Consider the following 19,166-nt stretch of genomic DNA (forward strand, 5'->3'; position numbering starts at 1 on the left):
CGCGGGGCCGCCGGTGTGACCGGCGGCCCCGTCGTGTCCGGCCCGACACACGGGTGCCCGCCCGCGGATCGTCCCGGGCGAGCCGCTGGGTGCGGCGTACGAAACCTCCGCGAGCGGCGGCCCTTTCCCACTCCGGTCCAGGGGCGCCGAGGCCGTCAGCCGGCCGTCGGCGAGCTTTGTCCCCGCCCGGCCTGGAGGCCCGGCACTGGGGCGACCGCGGGCAGTTTTGGAGCCGGTGCCGTCATGGCGGGGTGTCAGGTGGTTCCTCGCGTACCGCCGCCTCGGCATCCCCCGAGACGAACTACCCCCTTCTTCAACCGGGTTGCTGCGACAACCCGGCGGTGAATTGGATCTACCCAGCGCGGTTTACGGCGCGATCTCGAACGCCGGCGGTTGGAGGCCTGCGAGGCATGATCTGTCCGGCGCGGTCGGCGTGTTGAAGAACGAGCGGGTGATCGTCTGCGCGCACGGCGAGTCGGCGAAGACGACATGGGCGACGTAGGGGACCGTGACGGCGGTGGACCGGCTCAGCGTACGGGCGGCGTAGGCCCCGCTGCTCTGCGCCGTCTGGGCGTCGAACCCGCCGGACAGGACGAGCGCCGGGATGTCGCTGCGCGTCACGTCCCGGACCGAGGGCGGTGCCGCGGGGACGTTCCAGGCGCGGCAGTCCTCGTGGAGCCAGGTGAGAAACGGAGCGTTGGCGAGCACCGAGCGGGGGAACGACGGGAACAGGCGCTGCCCTGCCCGGATCACGTCGGCCTCACTCTCGTACGGTGTCCACTCGCTGCAGAAGATGCCGTAGGCGAGCCCGTGGGAAGTCCGCCCGATGGCCTGCGGGCTGAGCTTCCCGCCCGCCCACTGCTCGGCGATCCGCTGCGGGTTGCCGCGGGCCAGTTCGTCGATGGAGCGGGGCACTCCGGCCGCCACATGGGTGGCGGAGGCCAGCCAGTTCACCAGGACTCCGCCGTCCAGCGTGACCTTCACCGGCTGCGGTTGGCCCGGGACCGTGACAGTGGTGGTGACCGGTCTGGCCTCGACCTCACTGACGAGGCGCTCGAAAGTGGCCTTGAGGTTCGGATAGCGGGTGTTGCAGGCGGGCTGGTCCGCACAGGCCTTGAACAGGCCGTCGTAACCTTCACGTGCGGCCTGCCAGGTCACGGCCCCGCCGGCCAGGGACGGCGGCAGGACGCCGTCGATGCCGAACGACCGGATGCCTTTCGGGTGCAGGCGCACGTACTGGAGCGCCAGATTGGTGCCGTAGGAGATGCCGAACACGTTCCACTGCTTGAGGCCCAGCGCCTTGCGCAGACCGTCGTAGTCGGCGGCGCTCTCGGGGCCGTTGTACGCGCTGAGGTCGGCCCCGCGTCGCACCAGCTGGTCGCGACATTTCCGCGTCTCCTCGACGTGCAGGCGTCCGGTGGACGGCGCGCCGAAGACGAGATCGAGGGAGTCCGCGGCGAACTCGTCGACGTTCGGGCAGGTGAGCTGCGGGTCGGCCGAGTACGTCCCGCGCTGGGACATGAAGATCACGTCGCGGTCGCGGTTCAGGCCGCCGGCGACCGCCATCGGGATCTCGGAGACCGCGTCGTCGCCGGGCCCGCCGGCGAGCCACACGATCGGGTCGGGTGCCGGCTTCTTGGTGGCCGCGGGGATGATCGCGACCGCGAGGGTGATCTTCCGTCCCTTGCGGTGGGAGCGCTTCTCGGGAACGGTGAGCGTTCCGCAGCGGGCGCGCTCCAGATCGGGGATCGGGTCCGCCGTCCTCGGGCAGGGGCCCGGCTTGTAGCGGGCGTCACCCGCCGTCCGGGCGACCGTTCCGAGCGGCGCTCCGTCGCCGGACTCGGCTTGTGCGGGCATCGCGGCCAGGCCGACGACGAGGGCACCGGCCGTGGCTCCGGCCAGCGTGGCCGGGAGCCGGCGCAAGGCGCGCCGGTGTCGGGATGGGCAGAGGGACATCATGTTGTCTCCGGTTCAGGGGTGATGGTGAACGGTTTCGGCGCGAGTCCCGCCACGCAACCGGTGTCGGGCGCGGTCGGACGCGTGAGGAAGGAAGCCAGGACGCTCTGCGCGCAGGGCGACTGGGGGACCACGAAGTGGCCGATCCCGGGAATCTGCACGGCGGTCGAGCGCGGCAGCGTGCGGCCGGTGTACGGCCCCCAGCGCGCCCCCGTCTTCGAGTCGAAGGTTCCGGAGATGATCAGCGTCGGCACCTTGCTGAAGGTGGTCACGCGCTGGATCGCGGTGCGGTCCGGGACGTTCCAGACACGGCACAGGTCGTACTCGAAGGGCAGCTGCGGCGCCTGGGCCAGGACCGTGTCCGGCCACCCGGTGAACGCCCGGCGCCCCGCCTCCAGGATGTCGGCCTCCGAAAAGCCCGGCGTCCACTCGGCGCACGCCACCGAATGCGTCAGACCGTGGGCCTGGGCGACGTCGGGCGGCGTCGCTCCGGCGGCCTGTGCCTGCGCGAAGCGCTCCGGGTTACCGCGGGCGAGTTCGTCGAGCGCCGCGGGGACGTCGACGAACGGGAGGGCGGCGCCGTTGTGAACCAGCAGGTTCACCAGCGTGCCTCCGTCGAGAACGACCTTCACCGGGTTTCCGCCCCCGGGCCGCTGCACCGTCAGGGTCAGGGGGTTCGCCTCAAGGCGGCGGACCTGTTCCGTCAGCGTGCGCGGGAGGTCCGGGTAGCGGCTCTTGCAGCGCGGCTGGGCCTCGCACGCCGCGAAGATGTTGTTGATCCCCTCCTGCGCGCTGTCCCAGGTCCAGGGCAGGCTGACGATCTGCGGAGGCGAGACCGAGTCGATGGCCACCGAGCGGATCCCCTCGGGGTGCCGGCGCAGGTAGGTGAGGGCCAGGTTGGTGCCGTAGGAGTAGCCGTAGACGTTCCACTCCTTGATGCGGAGCGCCTTGCGCAGGTCTGCGAAGTCGGCGGCGTTCTCGGTGGTGTTGTAGCTGTTCAGCCGGATTCCGTCAGCTGTCAGACGGTCCCGGCACTCCTTCGCTGCGCGCACCAGGAGCCGCCCGGTCGAGGGCGCGTCGTAGGGCAGCCCCACGGCGGTCGCGTTGAACCGGTCGAGCTCCGGGCAGGCGAGGTACGGCTGTGAGTAGGGTCCGCCGCGCTGGGTCATGACGATCAGGTCGCGATCCCGGTTCACGCCGGAGTCGATCAGGAAGGGGATGGCCCCGATCGCGTCGCCGCCGGGACCCCCCTCCATGAACACCACCGGGTCCGCGGCCGGCTTCGTCGACGTGGCCGGAATGATGGCGACGGCCAGCTTGATGGTCCGTCCGCCGCGGTGGGTCCGGTTCTCGGGCACCTCCAGGAGCCCGCACCGTCCGGGGATCGGCTCGGGCGCCTGCGGGCAGGGACCGGGTGTGAACCGCGCCGGATCTCCTGGATGGGGCCCGGTGAGCGGGGGTGACACGGCACTGCTGGCTGTCGGAGCGACCGCACCCAGGAGTGCCAGACCGGCCGCGACCAGCGCCACCCCGGTGGGCGACCGCCGGGAGCGTCGCGGTGTGTATCGGCGCTGCGCCCGCCTTCGTAGGGACCTGCCGCTCCCGCGAGCGAACGGCAGGCAGCGTGTTCTGATGCCCTGTTCCGCCATGTGACTCCGTCTTTCTGACGACCTCGGCCGCGCCGAGACTGAGAGGATGCTGCGCGGCTCCGCCCGTCCCCGTACGCGTCGGGTGGCGGCCACCGCGTAGGCCAGCCTCTGCCGGTGGACCGACGCCCACCACTGGTGGGCTCCACTCGGAGCAGTCCGTCCTCGCCTGCTGACGGGGCCCGTCCCTCTGCGGCTGTGGTGCTCCGTCAGCCGATCGGCGACGACGTGTGGCGGGTGTCGTCTCGGGCGAGGGCTCTGCGAACGCCGGTGATCACCACGGCGATCAGGCAGAGGGCGATGATGGTCTCCGCCCACAGGAAGGCGAACCAGTCCAACACACAGCCGATCGGGGGCGTGCCGGGGGCGTTGTTGCGGAACGCCGAGAGGGCGAACAGGGTGGCGGCCATCCAGGCAAGGGCGGGCCAGACCAGGCCGCCCTGGCCGCGGGTCGTCAGGTACCAGGCCCCGATGAGGACGGACGCCGCCAGCGCCCACATCACGGCCATCATGAAGACCGCGAAGACGAGCAGGCTGCCCGATCGGGACAGCGCCAGCCCCACGGCGGCCTCTTGCGGGGAGGGCGTGCGTGTCGTGGAGATCGAGAAGAGCGTGTCGTTGTTGGAGAACATCACCCGCACCGGCACCTCCTTACCACCCAGCAGTGCCCAGAACTCGATGTCGGTCTCGTAGGTGTCGAACGGGTAGTCACTGATCGATCCACCGGTGATCGCGACCTCCACGTCCCTGGTCGCGAGCCGCTCGTGCGCCTTGAACGCCAGATCGCCGAGGGTCGCCTCGGAGGTCTGGAGGATGAGATCGGCCACCGGGGCGCCCCCCTCCTCCTCGCCGAGGGTCCCGCGCGGGGTGACCCGGACCCGCAGTACCAGCTCTCTGGCCGCGGCGTCCACGCGTTGGACGGTGGCCTCTACGTCCACACGGTCGGCGGCTCCGGATCCGACCATGTGGACCGTGTCGCGCGCCTTCTGCTCGGTGTACTGCAGCCACGACCCCACGGACACCGCCACGACGATCAGGACCGCGATGGGAAGCAGGACGGGAAGGATCGACGCCCCGGAGCGGCGTGGGCGAGGTGAGTCCGAGGGTGGGGCCATGGTGACTCCGACGAGGTGGGAAGGGGAACGGACTCGTCCGGCCCGACCCCGGGAGCGGGCCGCGGCGTCCACGCGGCGAGGTCTGCCGAAGCGGGGCACGATCGTCGCGGGCAGCCGTTCTCTCCGAGACACCGGGCGGTGGCCGCAGTGCGATCCTCGTCGACCGGGCCGACGATCCACCGCATCCGGGCAGGCGTGTCGGCGCCGACGGACAGCCCCATCCGACACCACGACGATCGAGCAGCCGACCCGTACCTCCTCCCCCGCTACGCCGGCTGCCGCTGGAGTCGCCCTGACGAGGCGGATGTCGCCTCCGCCAGGGCGCGGGTGTATTCGAGATCCCAGACCAGGCTGAAGGCCGCCAGCGACGGTCGATCGGCGTGTACGGCGTGGAGCAGGCATCCTGTTGCGATCGCGCCGGTGACGGCGCACCGGTGAGCCGCCGGCGGTCGGCAGACCCGACGGGCGAGGCGCAGCAGCCGGTGCCGATGACGCAGGTCGTCGCGCACCGACGACAGCCGTTGCGAATCGGGCACGAACTGATCGATGAGAACGTCGAAATGCGCGCTGAGGGCTGGGATGCGGGTCCAGTTCCGAAGGGTGCGATCGCTGTCGTGCCAGACGACCGCGACAGGATCGAACGCGAACCGGCAGCCCAGTCGGAAGAGCCGGAAGCCCAGTTCGATGTCCTCCTGTCTGGCCAGACGCTCGTCGAACCCGCCGACGGCGCGGAAGTCCGCGCGACGGACCGCGAGGTTGCCGGTATAGCAGTGCGTCCACGCCGGGGTGATCTCGCCGCGGCCCAGCCGAGCGTATTCCCGTCCCAGACGGTCGGCGTCCCAGTGCGTCCAGGGCGGCATGCGCCGCCCGGGCGGGGAGAGGATCGGGCCGAGGGACACCGCGGGTCCGGCGGCACGGTCCAGTGCGGCGTGGTGCCGGGCGACCAGCTCGGGATGGGAGATGCAGTCGTCGTCGATGAACAGCACGTACGGTGCGTCCGACAGGGCCACACCCTTGTTGCGGCTCGCGGCGGGCCCCGCCGATTCCGCGTTGCGGACGACCCGGATCCGGCGGGTGGGGTGGGACGCCTCGACGCGACGCGCCACCGGGTCCCGGCTGCCGTCGTCGACCACGATCACACCGAAGTGCTCGAAACTCTGGCGCCAGAGCGCGCCGAGACAGGCCGCCAGCTTGTCGGGCGGGCGGTCACGGGTCGCAATGACGACGTCCAGCTCGGTGTCTCGTCCTGGTCCCTGCATGTCCGCCATCACGTCCGCCTTCCCGGTACGCGCGTGTCCAGCGGCCGTCCACAGCCGCATCGCGGCGTCACCTGTCGTGCTCGGAGGGGGCGACGCACGCGGGGGTCGCTCGCGGCGTCGATCACGTCCACCATCGGCGCACCACCTTCTCGGCTTCCTTGCCGCGCGGCGTGTAGTCGAGCACGTCGTCCCGGCTGCCGTGGGGCGTCACGTCCCAGACCCACCAGAAGACACCGGCCCACCAGGGCTGGTTCCGGAAGCTCGCGAGCAGCGCCTCGTAGCCGGCCGCCTGCTCCGCCTGATCCGGCATCGTGCTGATCGTCCAGGAGTACGGGGCGGTGGTGGAACCGCGCTGGCTGACATAGCCGGCTTCGGTGAACAGGATCCGGCGACCATGTTCGGCCGCGAACGCCGCCAACTCCTCCCGGATGGGTGCCCAGGATCGTTCCAGCGCCTGCGCATCGTGGGTGGGCCGCGTGCTCAGGGGCCAGTAGGCGTCGACGCCGATCAGGTCCACGGCGTCCCAGAAGGCGACCCGGGGGTACTCGTCGTAGTTGGCCGCGTACACCAACGGTCCCGGATAGCGGGCACGCACGGCCCGGATGACGCCCAACCAACTGTCCCTGTCCCCCGAGACCCCCTCCAGTTCGGTCCCCACGGCGAATTGCTCCACTCCGGTCCGTGCCGCCAGATCCGCATAGTGGGTGATGAAGGCGGTGTAGGAGGCGAACCATGTCGCGCGGTCGCGTGGTCGGATGTTGCCCCGGCTCTCGGCGCCCGGCAGATCGACATGCGGTTTGAGCAGGACCTTCAGTCCGCGCTCGTGGGCCAGGGCGATCACCTTCCGCACCCCGGCGTCGTCGGGCGTCTGCCATACCGCACCGGCAGGCGCCCGGGTGATCTCGTCGGCATCGGCACCGGCCTGGTACCACGTGGGTGCGATCTGGACCCATCCCGCACCGACGTCGGCGATGCCGCGGAGGCGCCCCTCGAGTATCTGCGTGTCGCCGTAACCGTCATGGGAGTACGTGGGCAGGGCGAAACCGTGTTGTCGCTGCTGCGCCGGGCCGGGTGCGGGGTCTCCGGACCATCCGGACGTCGCCGTGGCGACGAGCACGATGCTCAGCACGACGCCGGCCAGGCACCGTGCGTGGCGCGTCAACGCGCCATGCGGACGGCGCCCCTTGTCACGAGAACACCTGGTGGCCGGCACGAGGCATCGTCTCCTCACATCCGCCGCACACGCGGCCGGGCCCGCTCCGGCGCACCGCTGCGGGGCGGCGACAGCGGTCTCCCCGAAGTGGCATCGGCACCGCCGCTGAAGCAGACGGCGACCAACAGGCCCATCACCGCGGTGACACCGAGGGCGTCGAAGGCCGGGAAGGTCACGCTGACGAGGAGAAGCGCGAGCAGGGCCGCTCGGCTGCCGATCCGGAGGGTGTGCCACCGCCACTCCTCCCCGGGCGGGCCCCGCCGGGCGACCGCCGCTGCGATCACGAGCACGAGGAAGGCCGCCGCCGGTATCCCGATCTTCCATGCCAGCCAGAGGTACCCGTTGTGGACGAAGGGGGTCGTCAGGGTGTTGAACGTATCGTCCTTGCCCCAGGTGATCGTGGCGCCGAAGCCCGATCCGGTCAGGGGCCGGCTCCTGATCTCCTCACCGACGATCTGCGACTCGATCACCCGGTACTCGTAGGACTTGTCGACCTCGAGCCGAGTGACCGAGAGCAGGCGTTCCACGGCCGTACGGACTTCGCCGGGTGCGAGCACGAAGAGGCCCACGAGCAGCGACACGGCGCCGATGGGCACCCACCTCGCCGCGATCCGGCGCGCATGGGCCCCCGACATCATCAGCACGACGGCGCAGGCCACCGCCGCGGCCACCCAGAAGGTCCGCTCGTACGTCAGCCAGGCGCAGAGCGCGTTCAAGCACACGATCGCCGCCAGCAGCCACCGCACCGGGCTCGACCGCACGCGACCGGACACCAGGGCGGCCCAGGCGAGGGCCACGGCGACCGGGTACGCGTACAGCCCGCCCTGCAGTGAGCCGCGGCCCGATGACGTGAGGTCCACGCCGTGGCGCACGCCGATATCGGCCGCGCTCGTGTAGCTGATGGAGAACCCCCACTGGAGCAGCCCCCAGGCCCCCAGAGCCAGCCCGAGACCGATCAGTGCCTTCTCGAGACGTCGTCGGGCCGCCTCGTCGCGGACCACCGGCCACGCCAGCACGAACGCACCCACTCCGAGCATCACACGACGGGCTTCATGGCCCGCCTCGCTGACGGCGGCTCCGTTTGCGATTCCCCACGCCAGGGCCCCGGTGAGCACCAGGGCGACGGCCGCGGCGGCGAGGAGCGGCGCGTCGATCCTCAGCCTGCGCGAAAGGATCAGCCATCCGACCCGGCACAGTCCGAGGACGAGGAGGACGTCGGCCAGCAGCAGCCCGGGGCGGCCGGATCCGCCGATGACGGAGAACTGGTCCTGTACGGAGAAGGGCACCAGCACGGTGAGGGCGAGCAGCGTGGACAGCGCGGCGACCGGAGCCCAGAGCGCCAGCGGGATCACCACGATCGCGGCGACGGCCGCGAGCGGGGCACTGGGGAGGAGGGCCCCGAACACGAGCGCCGTCAGCACGGCGACACACGCCGTGCCCGTGGCGCGACGGCGCGATCCCGACGCGGGCGGCGGCAGCCATGGCGCCCGGTTCCGTCCCACCGCTGCCCAGGTCACGGTGACCGCCTCCGGACGACGGGCCGCAGCAGCCAGAACCCGCATGCCGCCAGCCCGGCGGCGACCGCGGCGCAGACGGCGACACTGTCGGACGTCCCCGAGGCCCTCAGGGGGAAGAGCAGGGCGAAGGTCACCGCCAGCTGCCAACCCACCGCGGCCACGATCGGGCGCACGGCATGCCAGAGGTCTCGGGCTGTGGTTCCGGCGAGCCGTGCACCGACGGTGGCGTACACCGCCACGTACGGCAGGAAGACGACGAGGTGCGCGAGTGCGGCCCCACGGATCCCGTCGATCGACACGAGGATCCACAGGGCGACCGCGGTGGCGATGCAACGGGCGGCCATGACCTTCGCGCGGAAGGCGATGTGTCCGATCCCGGAGAGCGCCTCACCTATGCAGTTGTCGATGGCGTAACCGATGCCGGCGACCCACAGCACCTGGAAGGCGACCACCATCCCCGCCCATTCGGGCCCCAGGACCGCCGGAAGCACCACCGGTGCGAGCAGGATGCCGGCCGGCAGCAGCGGCAGCAGGAGCGCCGACATCAGGCGTACGGACTGCACCGTCCGCTCCCCGCTGGTCTCCGGGCTGGATGCGGCGGCGGCGAAGAGCACCTTGCCGACCTGCTCCGAGAATTGCGTCGTGGGCGCCATGGCGATCGTGAAGGCCAGGGCGTAGAGACCGACGAGACTGGCGTCACTGGAGAGGCCGACGATCAGGTAGTCGATGTTGGCGGCCACCATCAGGGTGGCGCCGAACAGGAAGAACCACCGATCGCCGGTGCGCTCGTGTTCCTGGGCACCGGAGGGGTACGGCAACGCCGACCGATGGCGGAGACCGGGCAGACACAACGCGGTGGTGAGCACCGCCAGCAGAGCGAACAGCACCACTTGACGTGCCACCAGCGACCAGACGCCCGCGCCGGCCAGGACCGCGGCCACGGCCACCGCGGCGGACACGATGTTGGCGGCGGCCGTCGCCCCGGCGAGCCGCCGGAACTGCATCGACTTGTGCAGCAGCGCCGTGGGGATGACGGAGATCGCGTGCAGAGGCAGGCAGACCGCGAGCAGCGCGACGGCGGGTGCGTCTCCGCCGTCCGCGAAGGTGCCCACCAGCGGCCCCGCAGATGCCGCCATCGCCGCGCCGAGTGCTGCTCCGATGAGGAAGCAGCGCCAGAAGGCGCGTACGAGGTAGGCCCGGGTGAGACGTGGATGCACCATGATGGCGCCGTAGGTGCCGCGTTCCACCAGCAGGGTCGCGATGTAGACCACGGCCGTTCCGACCGCCACGGTCCCGAAGCTGGCGGGCGGTAGACGTCGTGCGAGGAAGATGAGCGATCCGTACGCGAAGGCCTGGGCGACCAGATGGCTGCCGGTCATCCACGAAGCAGAGGCGATCAGGCCGCGCCCGGTCAGGTCGCGCGGCCTCGAGACCACGTCGGTGCGGACCTTCACGGCCGTGCCGGGCTGCCGGCTGACCTCGCCGATGTCGCATCGCGCTGCCACCGCACGCGCAGGGCGTCGACGGCCAGGCGAGCGGCGGGGGGAGCCCCTTGGATCAGGTAGCGGCGCCAGAGCCAGGGCTGCCGCGCGAGCCGCCAGGCCCACTCCAGGCAGAGCCGCCGCACGATGTCCGGGGGACGTGTGCGATCGCCGTTGATGAAGTCGAAACTCGAGCCCACACCCACGAACCAGGTGCCCGGCAGGGCGGGGCGCAGATCGGCCATGACCGATGTCTGGCTCGCGAAGGGCAGGCCGAGGAAGACGATGTCCGGCGACGAGGCGATCAGTGTGCGCGAGAGGGCCGCCAGTTGTCCGGCCATGGTGTCGGGCCGGACGTAGCACGGGTAGGTTTCGGCGCGCAGCCCCGGGTTCACCTGAGTGAGACGGTCGGCGGCCCGCTGTGCCTCGCCGGGACGCCCCCCTGCGAGCAGGATCGAACGCCCGCGCGCACCTGCTCCCGCGGCCAGTGCCCAGAGCATGTCCGTGCCGGTGATCTGCCGGGGCACCGGGGTTCTCTGGATCCGCAGCGCGACCACCAGCGGCATTCCGTCGGTGACGACGAGCTCGGTGTGTTCGAACATCCGCCGCAGGTCCGGCGAGCGCCGGTACTGCCGCAAGATCTCGATGTTCGGCGTCAGCACTGTCCCGCCCCGGCCGTCCGCCAAGCTGTCGAACACCTGGTCGACGGCCTCGTCCAGCGTCACTGCATGGATGGGCATGCCCATGAGACGTGGGATCCGCCGGAGCGGCGGCGATCCAGGAGGCAACGACATCGGATTCACCTCCTCAGGATTTTCGGTGAGGACACCGAGAGCTCGCGTCCGTCGACCGCGAGGTCGTCGCTCTGCGTGCGGCGCCTGAATCGCTCGACCCCGAAGGCCGCGAGGATGCCGACGAACATCCCACCGAGTCCCGCCATGCCGATCGTCACGACCGCGGGCATCTCCTTGACGCGCACCGGCGGACTGGTCGACTCGATTCCCACGGTGGGGTCCGCGCCGGACTCGCGGACGAATTTGAGCAGTTGCAGCTTCCGTGACTCCTCCCCGGTGTTCGGATCGGCGGCGGTGTTCTTGGCCGCGAAGGCGATGCGGCGGTCCAGTTCGGCGGAGACCGTCTGCCACCGATCCTTCAGAGCCGTCTCCGCGAACGTCTGCGCCAGGCGGACCGCCTGGCCCGGGTCGGCCGCTCGGGCGGTGATCCCGATCAGGTTCGTTTCGCCGACCGGCGCGACGTCGACGGCGTCGCGGACGGATTCGGGCGTCCAGCGTCCTCCGAGGGACTGGGCGGTCGCGGCCGCGACGCGGTGGGAGTCCAGCAGTTGCGCCGCCATGGAGGAGGTACGGGTGGCATCGCCCGCATCACGGATGAGGCCGGTTCCGAGGAACGTCTCGTCCGATTGCGCGAGCGGCGTCAGCGGCATCCTCGTGGTCGCGCTGTAGGAGGGGGCTCGTACACCCAAGGCCACCAGGCTCGCCACGAGGGCGACGAGCGTGGTGAGCGCCACCAGTGGCCACCAGCGCGCAACGACGCCGTCCGTCGGCGTGGAGGGCCCGGGGACGAGGCGAGACCAAAGCCTGGTCATGGCGACTGCCCGTATGCGCGAAGGTGCACGGTGACCGCCAGGTTCTCGTCGAGGGACGGGTCGGGTGCCACGGTGCGGGCCAGCTGGGCATCGATGGCACGGTTGAGATCGTGCGGGTCGCCCGGCTCGAACGTCTGTGAGGCGAGTTCCCGCAGGCCACCCACGTTCGCCGCGGCGGTCGGGGTGCCCAGCTGACGGGCGACCGCGAGCACCCCGCTCTGGCTCGCCTTGTCATAGGGCAGGACGACGAGATCCGCCGCCGAGATCGCCGCCGAGAACTCCGCGAGTTCGAGGAACTCCACTCGTGCGGCGACGTCGACGCCGTAGGCCTCCGCGAGCTCCGCGCAGTGAACCCACCCGCCACGGTCTTCGCCCACGACGGCCAAGCGCCGATTCGCGGGCCAGTCGCGAGCACTCTCGATGAGCACGTCGAGCCGCTTCTCGGGTCGGATGCATCCCGCGAAGAGGACGACGGACACGTCCGAACCGGCCCGCCACTCGTTGCGCCACTTGAGCCGCTCATCGTCCGAGGCCTCGGGCACGAGTTGGACGAGTGGAGAACGGTGCGCCTCGAGACCACGGCGGCGAAGAACCTCGACGTCCGCATCGGAGTAGACGATGATCGCGTGCGGAACTCGCAGGGCGAGCCGCAGCAACGCGCCGTCCACCCGGCCTCGGCGCGAGAACGTGTCGTGCGGTGAGTAGATCACCAGGCGATCCCTGAACCGCGCAACGCTCAGTGCGAGAAGGGTCAGTGCCCCCGCCGCGGCGATCCCCTCCACGTGAAGGACCGCGCCGCGTGGCACCGTGGCGTGAAGGTGCGGCAGCGTATGGCTGACGAACCTGCGGGCGATGGCGCCGGAGCGGCGAGCGCCGGCATCACGATGACGTGGCCACCAGGAGCACGGGCACAGGTCGACGCCCTCCAGGCGCACCTCCTCGTGCTCGTGCCCGGTGTGGAGCACCACACGCCGGCCGGACTGGCCGAGGAGCTGACCGAGGCGGCAGGCGTGTTGGAAGACCCCGGCGTATCCCGAAGGTTCGAACAGGTGGATCTCGGGGCGGGCGGACGTGGTCGAGCCCTCACGGCCGGGGACGTCCTCCGGCTTCCGTTGCGGATCGGACGGTCCGGCCGGGGCCGGCTTCCGAGCCCTCTGCGTCGTGACGGCGACATCGCCGTTCATGGCTGCGCGGTAGGACGGACCCTCTGGGGTGGTTCGGTCGGGTTCGGGGCGCATGCAAGCAGTCTGCGGTGGGGCCGAGGCGGGTTCATCGGCAACCGGACCCAATTTTTCGCGGCGGAATACCCAGATACGCCGAGCGACGACGCGGTCACTCGGAGCCCGGTCGCCGGGACGTGCCGGGTGGTGCAGGACGCGACCGGCGCACTGGAGTGGGCGTGAAAGCGTTCCCGCCCGAAGATCCTTAGACTGAAGGTGGATACACGACGCATCCACGCTGGGGACAGCCGTGACCGACCTTCTCGAACGCGACGCCGTACTGCAGAATCTCGCGGACTGCCTGGAGCGGGCTGAACACGGCCACGGACAGTTGGTGCTGTTGCGCGGTGAGGCGGGTATCGGCAAGACCGCGGTGGTGCGACGCTTCGCGGAGGAGCGGGGCGGTACCGGGCGCGCCCGGGTACTGCTCGGGGCCTGCGACCCGCTCTCCGCGCCGCGCCCCCTGGGTCCTTTGATGGACATCGCCGCGCTGCTCGACCCGCCGGTGTCCCAGGCCCTGGAGGCGGGCCTGCGTCGGCGTACCGACCCGGTCGGAACCTTCGGCGGAGTGCTCACCGCGCTCGGCGGCCAGGCGGGAGGGCAGCCGACGCTGCTGGTGATCGAGGACCTGAACTGGGCCGATCAGGCCACTTTGGACCTGGTCCGCTTTCTGGCCCGGCGGATCGACCGGATCCCCCTCCTGCTCCTGGCCACCTATCGCGACGACGAGGTCGGCCCCACGCACCCCCTGGCGGCGGTACTGGGCGACCTCGCCGCTTTCGCCGCGGTCCACCGCTGCACACTGGAGCCGCTGAGCCGCCGAGCGGTCGCCGATCTGACCGCCGCGGCCGGGGACCCCGTGGACGCCCACGAGCTGTTCTGCAACACGCATGGAAACCCGTTCTACGTCACGGAAGTCCTGGCAGCCCGCACCCCCGGCGTCCCCACCACGGTGCGTGAAGCGGTACTGGGCCGCATGGCCCAGCTCCCGGACCGGGCCCGGCAAGCGGCGGAGACGGTGGCCGTCATCGGGCCCCGCGCCACCGAACCGTTGATCGCCGCCGTATCACCGGACGCCGCCACGGGGCTGGAGGATTGCCTGGCAGCGGGTGTGCTGCGCCCGGACGGTCCGGCGCTGTGCTTCCGCAACGAGCTGGCACGCCGGGCCGTCTGGGAGTCGCTCCCGGCCTACCGGCGCGCCAGGTTGCACGGCCGCGTCCTGGCGGCCCTGCGCTCCGGCCCGGTCGATCCGGTCGATCTCGCGCAGCTCGCCTTCCACGCCGAGCAGGCCGGGGATGAAGCGGCCGTGGCCGAGTACGCCCCGCGGGCAGCCGCCTACGCCGCGGCGCTCGGCTCGCACCGGGAGGCCGCCGAGCTGTACGGGCGCGCCGTGCGCAACCCGGCTGCCGCACCGCCCGCACAACGCGTCGAACTGCTCGAAGCCCAGGCGCACGAGAGCTACGTGACCGGGAGCCTTCCGGAGGCGATCGAGGCCTGGGACGAAGCGGTCCGACTGCGCCACGAGCAGGGCGACCGGCGCGGCGAGGCAGAGGACCTGCGCCGGCTCTCCCACATGCACTGGCTGGCGGTCCACGCGACCGACGCCTGGCGAGCGGGCCTGGACGCCGTTCGGGTGCTGGAAGGCGAAGGCGCGACGCGGGAACTCGCCTGGGCCTACGCCAACCTCGCCCAACTGGCCTGCCTCGGCTACGACCCCGCGACGACGGCCGACTACGCGGGCAAGGCCGCCGAACTCGGGCTGAGCCTGGGCGAACCCGCGCTGAAGACCCATGCGCGTCTCTACGAGGCCCTGGTGAACGTGGCCGGCCGCGAGCAAGGCTGGCAGGATCTCGAGGACGCCTGGCAGGCGGCCATGGCCGAGGACGGCATGACGGACGACGCCTGCAAGATCGGAGCGGTGGCCTGCTGGACCGCGGCACTCCACCACGATCTGCCGCGCCTCGATCGACTGACCGTCCGCACCTGCGCGTACTGCCGCGAACACGAACTCCCGACGTTCCTCGTGCTGGCCCTCGGAGCGGCCGGCCTGGGCATGCTGCACCGGGGCCAGTGGGCACGGGCCGCCCAGAAGGCGGGCGACGTGCTCGACCGGAACCCCCAACCGCTGCACCGGCTGCTGCCCTTGGTGACGTCAGCGCTGGTCAGGGCCCGCCGAGGCGAACCGGGGGTGTGGCCGCTGCTGGACGAGGCACTCTCGTACGGCGAAGAGGCGGATCTCCTCCTTGCGGGTCCGGTGTGGGCCGCCCGCGCTGAGGCGGCCTGGCTCGAAGGGGACGACGGCCTCGCCGTGGCGGAGGCCGAACACGGCATGAAGGCGGTCACCATCGACAGCGACCCCTGGCTCGTCGGCGCGATGCTGCGCTGGTCCCGCCTGGCAGGCGGCGAGCTCTCGCAGACGCGGGTGGCTGAGCCGTACGCCCTGGAACTGGCCGGGCAGTGGCGGGAGGCGGTGCGCGTGTGGGAGGAGCTCGGCTGCCCGTACGACGCGGCGCTGGCCGGTCTCGGCGGTGACGTGCCCGCCATGCGGCAGTCCCTGGAGACCTTCCGCTCCCTGAGGGCCCGACCCGCTGCGGACCGCGCCTGGGAACGCCTGCGGGCGGCCGGGGTGCGGCGCACCCCGTACGGCAAGCGCGCCTCGACGCGCGCCAACCCGTACGGCCTGACCAAGCGGGAGCGGGAGGTCCAGCGCCTGCTGTGCGAGGGACTCACCAACAGGGAGATCGCCGCCCGGCTCTACATCACCCCCAAGACCGCCGCACATCACGTGGCCGCCGTGCTCGCGAAACTCGGCGTGCACACACGCGAGGAGGCCGCGATCCCGCTTGACGACGACGCCTCACGGTGAGCCGCGGGCAGTGAGTCACGCGATATCTGGGCATCCCGTCGCGAAAAATTGGGTCCGGTTACCGATGAACCGGCCCCGACACCACCGCAGACTGGACGCACCGTGAGCCTGAAGGCACGCAACGCCTCAGGCGCGCGGCACAGAGCTGAGCAAGTCCTCAGAGGTGGCACATGTCGAGACGCATCCGCGTGGTCACGTTCGTCGGGACACGGCCCGAGGTCATCAAGATGTATTCGCCCATTCGGGCGCTGCGCGACCAGGATTCGACCTTCGAGACGATCGTGTGCTCCAGCGGCCAGCATTCAGAGCTGTTGTCCGATGCTCTCACGACGTTCGGGATGAGCGCCGACTACGAGTTGGCGGTGATGCGAAAGAACCAACGGCCTGCCGAGGTGGCGTGGAAGGTGGCCCAATGGGCCGCCGACATCTGTGACCGGCTACGGCCGGACGTTGTCATGGTTCAGGGCGACACCACGACCACGATGGCCGCCGGCGTCGCGGCTTTTCATTCCTCCACGAGAGTGGCTCACGTCGAAGCCGGGCTGCGGACCTATGACAACAGTGCGCCTTGGCCTGAAGAGGGCCACCGGCGGATCGTCGGCGCGATCGCGGATCTGCACTTCGCCCCCAGCGAGACGGCCGCGGACAACCTCGTACGCGAGGGGGTGGCACCGGACCGGATCCACCTCACCGGGAACACCGGCATCGACGCGCTCTACTGGGCCCGCTCGCAGCCGCGTCAAACGGCCGCGCCCCCCGAAGGCCAACGCCGAATTGTGATCACCGCGCACCGGCGCGAGAGCATACCCGACGGGATCAGATCAATTTTCGGCGCTGTCCGGCAGCTGGCGAGTCTCTACCCCGACGTGCAATTCCAATTGGTGCGTCACCCGTCTCCGCCGGTCATCCGGATGATCCAACAGACCCTGAACGGAGCCTGTCCCCGGAACGTCGACGTGCTGGCGCCATGCAGCTACATCCCCTTCACGCACATGCTCGCCGACTCCTATCTGATACTGACGGATTCGGGCGGCATCCAGGAGGAAGCACCGGCCTTGGGTAAACCGCTTCTCGTGGTCAACCGTCGTACGGAACGTGAGGAGCCCCTCAGGGCTGGGACATCCAACCTTGTCGGAACCGATGAGAACGACATCGTCGCAGCGGTGGCCGCACTGCTCGAGGACCCCGTCCGCTATGCACGCATGGCCACGTGCCATGACCCCTATGGGGACGGCCTCGCCGGCGAGCGGATCGTGAAGATCCTCGGAGAGGTGATCGCGCCAGCGGCAGGAACGGAGTCCCGGCCATGACGGAGACGTACCCGATCACCGGTACCGGGTTGTCTCCCGAGACAGCGGAGGCTGCCCTGCGCATCGAGCGATGGTTGCTGGAGAGCGGGGTTCAGATCGAGGAGGGCGCCCAGCGCGGAGCGGTCGCCGGATGGCTGGATCGGGAGGGGCAACCAGAGTTCGTATACCTCGAGATCACCGGCTACTACCTGACCACGATGGCCTGGTTGGCGTCGGGCGCGGCGAGCTCTCCGGACCGTGCCGCGGAGGCGCACGAGCACGGTCGGCAGGCGTTGGGATGGATCACCCGCACCGTGTCGGAACAGGGAGTTCCACCGACGCGGCTGTACCTGTCGGCCGGTCGCTCCGACTGGCGGAACGCCGGCGTGTTCACGTTCGACCTGGCGATGGCCGCGCGGGGAGTCGCCTGTTTCGGGGAGGTCGACCGGCACGGCGCATGGGAGAACCTTGCCGCCGGCCTCTGCACCACCATCGAAAGCATTGGTTCGGGAGCTGCCGTTCTGCAGTCCCATGACGCGGTCGACGGCGCGCCACTTCCCGACCGTTGGTCGACGCAACCGGGTCCGCACCACCTGAAGGCGGCTGCGGCCTTGCTCCGGATGCCTGATGGCGTGCTCAGGACCCCTCTCAGCCGGGTCTGCCACCGGACCTGCGAGCATTGGAAGGCGGTGTTGGAGGAAGCCTGGCCGTGCCGCGAGCTGCACCCGCTCCTCTACGGGATCGAGGGCCTGCTCATCGGGGCGCTCCACACGGAAGACGAAGCGCTGGAGGTCATCGAGAGGGTCTACGCCCGCCTCATGGGACTCCAGTCCGTTGACGGAACCCTTGCGGAGACCACGGGAGGGGGGATCGTGCGTTCCGACGTTCTCGCCCAGGCCTTGCGCATCGGCCTCCTGCTGCGCGGCCGTGGATACCTGCGGGGGAACCACTGGGCCGGACGTCTGGAGGGGCTGACTCGAGCGCTGCTCGGCTTCGTGCGACCGGACGGCGGAGTTCTCTTCTCAGGCCATCAGGACATCGCCAACGTCTGGTGTGCGATGTTCGCCCATCAGGCACTGCTCCTTCACTCCCGCAGCGACTCCCGCAGCGCCGAGCGGGCCCCCCTGACCGCAGAGTTCTCGGAACTGTTGGTATGAGCACAACTGGTGGTATGAGCACAACTGGTATGAGCACAACCTCAATAGGCGCCGCGGTGCTCGAGCACGGCCGGTACCGTTCTGATCAGCAGCCGGATGTCCATCACGAGGTCCCAGTTGGCGATGTAGTCCAGATCCATCCGCACCTGTTCGGCGAACGCGACATCGGAACGGCCGCTGACTTGCCAGATGCAGGTGATTCCGGGCTTCACGAGCAAACGCTGCCGCTCCCGCGGACCGTACTGCTCACACTCCTCCGGAAGAGGGGGTCGCGGGCCGACGAGACTCATCTCGCCGTGTATGACGTTCAACAACTGTGGCAGCTCATCGATGCTCCACTTGCGAAGAACGTGCCCCACCGGGGTAACCCTCGGGTCGTGACGAATCTTGAAGAGGGGACCAGCGCATTCGTTCAGGTCCAGATACGCCGACCGCTGACGCTCCGCATCCCGACGCATCGAACGAAACTTGAGCATCCTGAAAGGCTTCCCGTCGCGGCCGACGCGCTCTTGCAGGTAAAGGACCGGCCCTGCGGAAGACACCTTGATCGCGCATGCCGTCACCAGAAGTATCGGCGACAGCAGGATCAGTGCCAGCAGGGCGAGAACAATGTCAAGAACACGCTTCCCGAGCAGTTGGCGGCCGCTTGCTGCAAGAAGGCCGCGATCGGGGACAGCCTTTTGCATCGTGACGGCGACATCGCCGTTCGTGGTTGTGCGGCGGGACGGACCCTCTGGGTTGCTTTGGCCGAGTTCGGGACCCATGCAGGCAGTTTGCGGTGGTGCAGAGGCAGGTTCATCGGCAACCGGACCCAATTTTTCTCGGCGGGATACCCAGATAC

14 protein-coding genes are annotated in these 19,166 nt (G+C 70.3%); 3 read left to right on the top strand and 11 right to left on the bottom strand.

Annotated elements, in window-relative coordinates; all coding sequences use genetic code 11:
- Positions 1–366: 366 nt before the first annotated feature.
- From ACFV9D_RS01135 to ACFV9D_RS01180, 10 genes are all read right to left on the bottom strand, one after another.
- Positions 367–1,956, bottom strand: coding sequence for an alpha/beta fold hydrolase (locus tag ACFV9D_RS01135; protein ID WP_385138955.1), 1,590 nt, complete (start codon positions 1,954–1,956; stop codon positions 367–369).
- Entirely contained in the window at positions 1,956–3,314 is a 1,359-nt protein-coding gene (locus tag ACFV9D_RS01140; protein ID WP_385138957.1) for an alpha/beta fold hydrolase, read from the bottom strand. Before ACFV9D_RS01140 ends, ACFV9D_RS01135 begins: the two co-directional genes overlap by 1 nt.
- Positions 3,315–3,811: 497 nt before the next feature.
- On the bottom strand, positions 3,812–4,717 hold the full coding sequence (locus ACFV9D_RS01145; RefSeq protein ID WP_385138960.1) for a DUF4436 family protein: 906 nt from the start codon (positions 4,715–4,717) through the stop codon (positions 3,812–3,814).
- 266 nt (positions 4,718–4,983) lie between these two features.
- Entirely contained in the window at positions 4,984–5,985 is a 1,002-nt protein-coding gene (gene epsD, locus ACFV9D_RS01150; protein WP_385138963.1) for an exopolysaccharide biosynthesis glycosyltransferase EpsD, read from the bottom strand.
- Positions 5,986–6,097: 112 nt separating this feature from the next.
- Entirely contained in the window at positions 6,098–7,138 is a 1,041-nt protein-coding gene (locus tag ACFV9D_RS01155) for a glycoside hydrolase family 113 (RefSeq protein ID WP_385138966.1), read from the bottom strand.
- A gap of 65 nt (positions 7,139–7,203) precedes the next feature.
- Entirely contained in the window at positions 7,204–8,706 is a 1,503-nt protein-coding gene (locus ACFV9D_RS01160) for an O-antigen ligase family protein (protein ID WP_385138969.1), read from the bottom strand.
- Positions 8,703–10,211, bottom strand: coding sequence for an oligosaccharide flippase family protein (locus tag ACFV9D_RS01165; RefSeq protein ID WP_385138972.1), 1,509 nt, complete (start codon positions 10,209–10,211; stop codon positions 8,703–8,705). Before ACFV9D_RS01165 ends, ACFV9D_RS01160 begins: the two co-directional genes overlap by 4 nt.
- Positions 10,157–10,927, bottom strand: coding sequence for a WecB/TagA/CpsF family glycosyltransferase (locus ACFV9D_RS01170; protein ID WP_385138975.1), 771 nt, complete (start codon positions 10,925–10,927; stop codon positions 10,157–10,159). The genes ACFV9D_RS01165 and ACFV9D_RS01170 overlap by 55 nt, the downstream gene beginning before the upstream one ends.
- A gap of 59 nt (positions 10,928–10,986) precedes the next feature.
- Positions 10,987–11,631, bottom strand: a complete 645-nt coding sequence (locus ACFV9D_RS01175) for a hypothetical protein (protein WP_385138979.1) — start codon at positions 11,629–11,631, stop codon at positions 10,987–10,989.
- 158 nt (positions 11,632–11,789) lie between these two features.
- On the bottom strand, positions 11,790–12,728 hold the full coding sequence (locus ACFV9D_RS01180) for a glycosyltransferase (protein ID WP_385138982.1): 939 nt from the start codon (positions 12,726–12,728) through the stop codon (positions 11,790–11,792).
- 535 nt (positions 12,729–13,263) lie between these two features.
- Between ACFV9D_RS01180 and ACFV9D_RS01185 the strand changes: the two genes are divergently transcribed.
- The 3 genes from ACFV9D_RS01185 to ACFV9D_RS01195 all read left to right on the top strand — a co-directional run bounded on the left by ACFV9D_RS01185 (position 13,264) and on the right by ACFV9D_RS01195 (position 18,325).
- Positions 13,264–15,879 carry an AAA family ATPase gene (locus tag ACFV9D_RS01185; RefSeq protein WP_385138985.1) on the top strand — a complete coding sequence of 872 codons (2,616 nt, stop codon included), beginning with the start codon at positions 13,264–13,266 and terminating at the stop codon, positions 15,877–15,879.
- 170 nt (positions 15,880–16,049) lie between these two features.
- Positions 16,050–17,189: a non-hydrolyzing UDP-N-acetylglucosamine 2-epimerase gene (gene wecB, locus ACFV9D_RS01190; protein ID WP_385138988.1), complete on the top strand. Its 1,140-nt coding sequence runs from the start codon at positions 16,050–16,052 to the stop codon at positions 17,187–17,189.
- Positions 17,186–18,325 carry a hypothetical protein gene (locus ACFV9D_RS01195; RefSeq protein WP_385138991.1) on the top strand — a complete coding sequence of 380 codons (1,140 nt, stop codon included), beginning with the start codon at positions 17,186–17,188 and terminating at the stop codon, positions 18,323–18,325. The genes wecB and ACFV9D_RS01195 overlap by 4 nt, the downstream gene beginning before the upstream one ends.
- A 41-nt stretch (positions 18,326–18,366) precedes the next feature.
- Here ACFV9D_RS01195 and ACFV9D_RS01200 read toward each other — a convergent pair whose 3' ends face one another.
- A complete protein-coding gene (locus ACFV9D_RS01200; protein ID WP_385138994.1) occupies positions 18,367–19,089 on the bottom strand; it encodes a sugar transferase in 723 nt (240 codons plus the stop codon).
- Between the last annotated feature and the right edge of the window lie 77 nt (positions 19,090–19,166).

Source organism: Streptomyces sp. NPDC059875, from assembly GCF_042731085.1.
Lineage (GTDB): Bacteria > Actinomycetota > Actinomycetes > Streptomycetales > Streptomycetaceae > Streptomyces.